We start from the raw sequence: 7,856 nt of genomic DNA on the forward strand, positions 1-7,856 counted from the left end.
GGTGGGCGGTGGAGTCGGGGAGGTAGCGGCCGCGGCGTTGGCTGGCGGCGGGGCGCTGGGCGCCTAGCCATACCGACAGCGGCACCGGCTCAGTAGTGCTGTCAGGCTCGGGGGCTGGCCGCTGCGGTTCGTGGCCGGAATTATCGGGGTGGTGGGGCATGAGGGTGTGCTTCTGCGTATCCACCTGATTTCTTGGACGGCACGTTCCCTAGCCAACCCGGTGGCGTAGGCATTTCTTAGGCACACGCCTAGGCGCGTAACCGGCACGCTTTAGGCGGTTCACCAGTTCACGCGCAAAGCTTTTCATGTGCTCATGGAGTGCATAGGCGCGCGCCCATAGGCGCAGCCACCCGCACCCGGGAGGGCCTCGGCAGATAGCCCACTGAGCTGGAACGAGATCCCGTAGGCGTGATCTTAGGTGCGCATATTCAACCCGTCGCTGGCGCCATAGGCGTGCTGCGGCTTAGGTGTTTTGTGGGCAATCGATCGGCAGGCCCCTATGGAGTTTCCGGTGCCTAAGAAATGCCTAAGCTGACTGGCTTCATGGACTCCTGAATACCCCTCGTCGTGTGGAGCTCGAAGGGAGTCCGGAAGTAATGGGAGCTACCGGTAAGCGCCGTTCGCACACCAGTCCGTCGCGGCCCGCCGCCCTGCCTCGGTCCGCTGCGTCGTCGTCCGGCGAGCCTTCGTCCGGTGAGCGGCAGGCCGGCCAGCGGCCGCGTCGCCGGCATCGGCACCGCCCGCAGGACCGCGCCCTAGCAAGCGCGGCCGCGCACACCTCGCTGGAGACCGCCGCTGAGGCGTTCCGGATGCTGGTCACGGGTCCGGCGCCGCTGTCTGTGGATGGGGCGGCGGTCGGGCATGGGCTGCCGCAGCGGCAGATCCCGCTGGGGGAGTTGCAGGCGATGCTGCTGCATCCGGCCACCGGCCGCGCCGCGCGTGATGCCGTCTGGCGGCGGGTGGTGGCCGAGGCGCACTCGGGGTCGCCCGCGTGGGTGCTCGGGGCGGTGGGGTTGGCGTTGCCGGCGTTGTGGCGGATGGCCGATGATCTGGCCGAGGGCTACCGCGGTGAACCAGCTGATCTGCACGCCGCGCTGCTGACCGGGTTCGTGGACGCGCTGCACCGCGTCGACACGAGTCGTCCGGGGATCATCACCCGGTTGCGGTGGTCGGCCTACCGTGCCGGCCTGCTGACCCGCTACACCCGCCAGGGCGTCGCGCCGATGCCGCTGCCGCCGCTGGAATCTTCACCCCCGCCGCCTCCGTGGAGCCACCCCGACCTGCTGCTGGCCGACGCGGTCGCCAAGGGCGTGCTGTCACCGCTGGCGGCGGAGTTGATTGGCCGGTCCCGGCTGGAGGACCTCACCCTCAAGCAGGCCGCAGCCGAACTCGGCGTCGGTGTCCAAGCCGCCTACAAGGCCCGGCAGCGTGGGGAACGTCGCCTGGTCGCTGCGCTGGCCTCCGGCGAAGTCGAGCACCGGGTGTCCAATCCTGACCGCGATCGCGGTCTTTTCCTAGTGCGGGCAGCAGACTCCCGCCGGGCTCAAGAACGGCGGCCGAGCCCTGCCGAGGAGCGCAGGGCAGGGCTGGGCCCGCGACCGGCTGGCGTGCGGGGCCGATCCACCCGGTCGGACGGTACAACCGACCCCGAACACATTCACACCGAAGGAGGTGAAGCCTTCTGCGGCCCCGCACGCCAGTCTCCTCCCGACCCGCAGCCCTCGTCCTCGTCTGCTTCTTCCTCCCCGGCATCGCCGTCCCGGTCGGGTCGGCGTCGGCGCCGCGGCCATAGCCGTGGTCGAGGCCGAGGGGCGCCAGGCGACTCGCGGGGGACGCGATGAGGCGCCGGGCCGGTCCCGTTCAGGTGGTTACCGCGATGCTGCTTCGCGTCGTCGCTGTTGCCGTGCTGATGGTGGGTGCGGCGGTGGCGGGTGCGGGGGCGGCGTGGGCGGAGCCGCCGCAGGATCTGAACACGGTGGTCAACAACATCACCCGGTGGCTGGTCGGGATGCTGGTGTCGCTGGCCACCCTGTTCCTGACGGTCGGTGGGATCCGGTACCTGCTGGCCGGAGGTGACCCGGGCGAGGTGGGCAAAGCCAAGAACACCTTTAAGTACGCCGCGATCGGCTACGGCATCGCCGTGCTGGCACCGGTACTGGTCAACATCCTCAAAGGGTTCGTGGGGGCGTGAGCCGAATGCGTACCCGTCCTGGATGGCTGCGCCCGCCGCGGTGTCTGGCGCGTCTGCGAATGGGCACTCAGGTCAAGCTCGTGCTGATCTGCTGCGCCACCGGCCTGGCCGCCCTGGCCGCCACCGGCATGGTCTCCGGGGGAAGCGCCGAACAGGCCACGGAGCCGATGTCGGCAGCGGCCGTCGCGTCCACACCCACCCCATCGCCCTCGACCCCGTCGGCGACTCCGAGCACGTCGGCGCCGTCCTCACCGTCGACTCCGGCGTCCCCAGCACCGGCTTCGCCGTCCCCGTCCGGCTCGGCCCCGTCGAGTCCGGCTCCGTCGAGTCCGGCTCCGTCGAGTCCGGCTCCGTCGAGTCCGGCTCCGTCGAGTCCAGCACCGTCGAGCCCGCCTGAATCGGATGGCGGTTCGGAAGGGTGCGGGTTGCTCGATGTGAGTTGCCGGTTCGAGCGGATGGTCAGCGGCTGGTTCAAGAGCCTGGTGACCTCGGCGATCAACCCGGTGTTCGACATGCTGGGCACGTCGCTGCTGGCCACCCCGCGGCTGGACCAGGCGCCCCGGGTCTCGGGACTGTGGACCGCGTCGCTGACGGTCGCCAATACCGTCTTCGTGTTGTTCGTGCTGGCGGGCGGGCTGATCGTGATGGGCCACCAGAGCGTGCAGACCTCCTACACGGTCAAGGACATCGCGCCGCGCCTGGTGGTCGCGGTGGTGTTGTCCAACATCAGCTTGCTGCTGGTCGGCCAGGCGATCGAGCTGGCCAACGGCCTGTCGGGGGCGCTGCTGGGCGAGGGCGTGGACGCCGCGCAGGCGGCCGGGCAGCTCAAGAAGATCATCGTGCACTCCATCAACCCCGGCGACGTTGGTGTGTTCATGGTGCTGGTGATCTTCTGGGCCGTGCTGCTGGCGCTGATCTTGTCGATCATCTACATCGTCCGGGTGATGCTGACGATCCTGCTGATCGTGGCGGCCCCGCTGGCGTTGGCCTGTCACGCGCTGCCGCAGACCGAGCCGATCGCCAAGCTGTGGTGGCGCGCCTTCACCGGCGTTCTGGCCATCCAGGTGGCGCAGGCGCTGGTGTTCATCACCGCGATGCGGGTGCTGCTCACTTCCGACATGGTCTCCTGGTTCGGGGTGCGCGCTCCTGGTGATCAGCTCGATCTGTGGATCGCGATGTGCCTGCTGTACATCCTGGTGCGCATCCCCTCGTGGATCTCCCGCCAGATCTGGCAGGGCGGCTTGTCGCGCAGCCCCCTGGCGCGGGCAGCCCGGACGGCCGCCATGCTGGTCATCTTCCGCGGCGTCCTCGGCACAGTCACGGGCGGCGGCCGGTCCGCAGCCACCGAAGGAAGAACACGCCCGCCACCGCCTCCACCGGGACCTCAGCAGGCTCCGGCACCCGGCCCCGCACCGCTCCCGCTCCCGCCGGCGGCGGCGTCCGAGCCACAGGCGCAGCCGCGCTGGGGCCGCCCCGAGCAGCGGTGGACACCACCCGACCCCGCCGGTCACGAGCACGCGCACCGCGGCCGACCTGATACCGATAGCACCGGCCAGCAGCAGCGCTGGGGTAACCCGCACACGACCTGGGCGCCCCCGCACGCCGGGGACTGGCGCCAACCGCCCACGCCCCCACGGCGATCGTCGCCACCGGACCGGCAGGTGTGGCCACCCCCTCATCCCGGCCGCCCATGGAACCCACCCACCTAGCCGATCCCCGCCTCGGCATCGCCTCGCCCCATGCCGACGCTTGCTGACCTGTCCGTTCGTGGTTCGTCTCGTGGTTTTAGGAGCCTTGGATGTCCGAGCAGTACCGGGTGACCATCCCCGCCAATGTGGAGCGCCCCGACGTGATCGTGGCGAATCTGACCGCCCGTCAGTTGGCGATCCTGATTCCCGCCGCCGCAATGGTGTGGCTGGGCTACCAGGCCACCCGCACCTTGCTGCCGTTGCCCGTGGCCGCCGGGTTCGCGGTGGTGGTCTTGGGCGCTGCGGCGGCGCTGGCGCTGGCCGAGCGGGACGGCGTCGGGCTGGACCGGCTGCTGGTGTTCGCGCTGGCCCAGCGCCGCCACCCCCGCCTGCTGGTCCCCGCCTCCGACGAGCCGTCGGTCAGTTGGGCCGCAGCGGGCGAACCCAAAGGGCAGGCCACCGGGCGGGCGGCGCCGTTGCGGTTGCCCGTCCAGACGATCGGCCCGGACGGCGTGCTGGATCTGGGGGCCGAGGGCGCGGCCGCGGTGGTTGCCTGCAGCACGGTCAGCTTCGGGTTGCGCACCGGTGATGAGCAAGCTGGGCTGGTCGGGGCGTTCGCGGCCTGGCTGAACTCGCTGTCGGGCCCGGCGCAGATCCTGGTGCGGGCGCAGCCGATCGATCTGCACCCGGCGATCGCCACCGTGCGGCGGCAAGCCGGGGGCCTGCCGCACCCCGCGCTGGAACAGGCCGCGCTCGAGCACGCCGATTACCTGGCCGAGCTGTCGGCGTCCCGTACCTTGCTCGCCCGGCAGGTGCTGGTCGTGCTGCGCGAGGCGGCCGCCCCATCCGGCGCCACCTCGGCTACGGGCGGCTCGGGTGGGCGAAGCGTGACGGGTGCGTCCGCGCGGGTCGTGCGGCGTGCCGAGCAGACCACCCGTGCGCTGTCGGCCGCCGGGATCAACGCACAGATCCTCGACGCCGCCCAGGCCTCCGCGGTGTTGGCGCAGGCGGCAGACCCGACCGCCCCACCCATGCCGCCGGGCGCGGCAGCGCCGGAGGAGACCATCACGGCCGCCCCGGACCCCACCAGTGGTCGGCGCCGACGCGCCCACATCGAACCGGGGAGGCGGTAAGTCATGCGCGCCAGGCTGCGCGGCATCTCCCGGCGCCTGCTCGGGGGCGTTGCGGCCGAGACCGGGGCGGCCGCCTTGGGGATCGGGCCACCGGCGATCGAGGTCCACCCCCGCCGTCTGGACTTGGGGGAGGGGGCGTGCGCGTCGCTGGTGGTCACCGGGTACCCGCGCGAGGTCGGGCTCGGCTGGCTGGAACCCCTGCTGACCTACCCCGGCCGGCTGGACGTGTCCCTGCATATCGAGCCGATCCCGCCGCAGGTGGCCGCCGCCCGGTTGCGGCGCCAGCTGGCCCGGCTGGAATCGTCGGCCCGCTCCGATCACGAACACGGCCGCCTGGTCGACTTTGAAGGGCAGGCCGCGGCCGAGGACGCCGCCGAACTCGCCTCCCGCCTGGCCCGCGGCGAAGGTCGGCTGTTCCGCGCCGGGCTGTACCTGACCGTCCACGCCGACGACCCCCGGCAGCTGGAGGAGGAGGTGTCGCGGGTACGGGCCATGGCCGCCGCGCTGCTGATCGACGCCAAACCCGCCACCTTCCGGTCGCTGCAAGGCTGGATCACCACCCTGCCGCTCGGCGTCGACGTGCTGCAAAGCAGGCGGACCTTCGACACCGCGGCATTGTCGGCTGCGTTCCCGTTCACCTCCCCCGACCTGCACGCCCCACTGAACGAGCACGCGGTGCTGTACGGCACCAACGCCGGCTCGTCGTCGCTGGTGATGTGGGACCGGTTCGCCCAGGACAACCACAACTCCGTCATCCTGGCCCGCTCCGGCGCCGGCAAGTCCTACCTGGCCAAGCTGGAGATCCTCCGCTCGGCCTACACCGGCGTCGAAGTGTGCGTCATCGACCCCGAAAACGAATACGCCCGGCTGGCCGACGCGGTCGGCGGCGCGCACATCGCGCTCGGCGCCGAAGAAGTGCGGCTCAACCCCTTCGATCTACCGCCTGGCGCTGCCCGCACACCTGATGCGTTGACTCGCCGCGCCCTGTTCATCCACACCCTGGTCGGCGTCCTGCTGGAGGAACCACTCGACCCGGCGGCGCGGGCGGCGCTGGACCGCGGCATCGTGGCCGCCTACCACCACGCTGGGCTGACCTCCGACCCGCGCACGTGGACCCGCCCGGCCCCCGTCCTGGCCGATCTGGCCGCCGCACTGCAAGCCGACGGCGACGCCAAGGCCAGCGAGGTGGCCGCCCGGCTCGCTCCCTACACCACCGGGACGTGGCGGGGGCTGTTCGACGGGCCCACCACCACCCGCCCCGACTCCCACCTGATCGTCTTCAGCCTGCGTGACCTGCCCGACGAGATGAAAACCGTCGGCACCCTGCTCACCCTGGACGCCATCTGGCGGCGGGTGTCCGACCCGCACCAGCGCCGGCCCCGGCTCGTGGTGGTCGACGAGGGCTGGCTGCTGATGCGCCAGCCCGAAGGCGCGCGGTTCCTGTTCCGGATGGCCAAGGCCGCCCGAAAGCACTGGGCCGGGCTCACGGTGGTCACCCAGGACGCCGCCGACGTCCTGTCCTCCGACCTTGGACGAGCGGTGGTGTCCAACGCCGCCACCCAGATCCTGCTCCGCCAGGCCCCGCAAGTCCTGGACCAGGTCGCTGAGGCGTTCGCGCTCACCGACGGCGAACGACGCTTGATCGCCTCCGCCCGCCAGGGCCAGGGACTGCTGGTCGCCGGCGCCGACCGGGTGGCCTTCGACGTGGCCTCCAGCCCCGCCGAGCACGCCCTGTGCTCGACAAGCCCGCAGTTCCTGGCGGCGCTGGACGACACCGAACTCGACTCCGCGCCCACCAACCTTACCGAGGCCGATGAGGTGGACCTGCTGTGACGCTTCCGCTTCCCACAAGACCGCTGTCGTTGGCGGCCCATCCGTCCTCTCAGGTCCCGCCGTCGACCGCATCACAGTTTGCCCGAGGCGCAGCGCAGCAGGTGCCGCCAAAGCAGGACTCGCCGGTAGAGCAGTGGCTGAACGACCCCCTCGGGACCGTTGCGCACTGGTGGCACACGGCCCAGCAGTTCCTGCTGGCGCATCTGCCGCTGGTCGTCGTGGTCGCGGTCGGCGTCGTGGCGGTCACCGTCTTGGGACGACGGCTGCTGGACCGCTGGCGTCGAGGGCGGTTGGCGCAGGGTGCTCGGGTGGTGCGCATCGCGGTACCGCCCGAGGTCGATCCGCCGGCCGCCGCGGCGCTGTGGTCCAACCTCATCGGCCTGCTACGGCCGCGCTGGCGGCGGACCATATTCGGGCAGCCGCACGTGGCGTTCGAGTATGGCTGGCACGGGCCCGAGCTCACCGTGCAGCTCTGGGTGGCCGGGCCGATCCCCGCCGGCCTGGTCGCGCGGGCGGTCGAGGCGGCCTGGCCGGCCGCCCGCACCCAGATCACCGACCCGGAGCCGCTCCTGCCCGACGAACACACCCAGACCGGCGAACACGTCGGGTCCGCGGGGGTGGTGTGCACCGGTGGGGTACTGCAGCTGGCCCGCCCTGACCATCATCCGATCGCGGCCGAGCACGGCACCGATCCGCTGCGGGCGCTGCTGGGCGCCGCCTCGGGCATCACCCAGCGGCAGCACGCGGTCGTGCAGATCCTGGCCCGCCCCGCCACCGGGCGCCGCCTGGGCCGAGCGGCGCGGGCAGCGGCCCAAATGCGCGGCGCCCAAGCGCCCAGCCCGATCGGCCGGGTGCTCGATCTGCTCACCCCCGCGGCGAGCACCCCGCCCGCCCGGCCGGCCGCAGTCGCCGCAGCACACCCCGAGCGCGCCGGAGAGATCAGGGCAATCCTGGACAAGGCCGCCGCGCCCCGATTCGAAGTCGTGGTCCGCTACGCCACCGCCACCACCC

Annotated in this window: 7 protein-coding genes and 1 pseudogene; 7 read left to right on the forward strand and 1 reads right to left on the reverse strand. The window is 71.8% G+C overall.

From position 1 onward, the window contains the following. Positions 1-184, reverse strand: a 184-nt coding sequence (locus E1285_RS46975) for a hypothetical protein (protein WP_207947195.1), incomplete at its 3' end; no start/stop codon positions are given. Positions 185-596: 412 nt separating this feature from the next. Here E1285_RS46975 and E1285_RS41295 point away from each other — a divergent pair. The 7 genes and pseudogenes from E1285_RS41295 to E1285_RS41325 all read left to right on the forward strand — a co-directional run. Further along, entirely contained in the window at positions 597-1,841 is a 1,245-nt protein-coding gene (locus tag E1285_RS41295) for a hypothetical protein (RefSeq protein ID WP_132160113.1), read from the forward strand. 35 nt (positions 1,842-1,876) lie between these two features. Further along, on the forward strand, positions 1,877-2,191 hold the full coding sequence (locus E1285_RS41300) for a pilin (RefSeq protein WP_207947196.1): 315 nt from the start codon (positions 1,877-1,879) through the stop codon (positions 2,189-2,191). 40 nt (positions 2,192-2,231) lie between these two features. Then, the gene (locus E1285_RS46120) at positions 2,232-2,588 is read left to right on the forward strand and encodes a hypothetical protein (protein WP_165966981.1); all 357 of its coding nucleotides are present in this window, start codon (positions 2,232-2,234) and stop codon (positions 2,586-2,588) included. A 28-nt stretch (positions 2,589-2,616) separates the two neighbouring features. Continuing rightward, positions 2,617-3,900: a type IV secretion system protein gene (locus E1285_RS41310; RefSeq protein WP_165966982.1), complete on the forward strand. Its 1,284-nt coding sequence runs from the start codon at positions 2,617-2,619 to the stop codon at positions 3,898-3,900. Between the two features lie 89 nt (positions 3,901-3,989). After that, positions 3,990-5,012 (forward strand): PrgI family protein, encoded by a 1,023-nt coding sequence (locus tag E1285_RS41315; RefSeq protein ID WP_243723416.1) that lies wholly within the window; start codon positions 3,990-3,992, stop codon positions 5,010-5,012. A 3-nt stretch (positions 5,013-5,015) separates the two neighbouring features. Next, complete coding sequence (locus tag E1285_RS41320) at positions 5,016-6,845, forward strand: DUF87 domain-containing protein (RefSeq protein ID WP_132160118.1); 1,830 nt, start codon at positions 5,016-5,018, stop codon at positions 6,843-6,845. A 101-nt stretch (positions 6,846-6,946) separates the two neighbouring features. Next, positions 6,947-7,856: pseudogene (locus tag E1285_RS41325) on the forward strand (hypothetical protein); the annotation flags it as partial.

The sequence above is a fragment of the Actinomadura sp. 7K507 genome (assembly GCF_004348425.1).
Classification (GTDB): Bacteria; Actinomycetota; Actinomycetes; order Streptosporangiales; family Streptosporangiaceae; genus Spirillospora.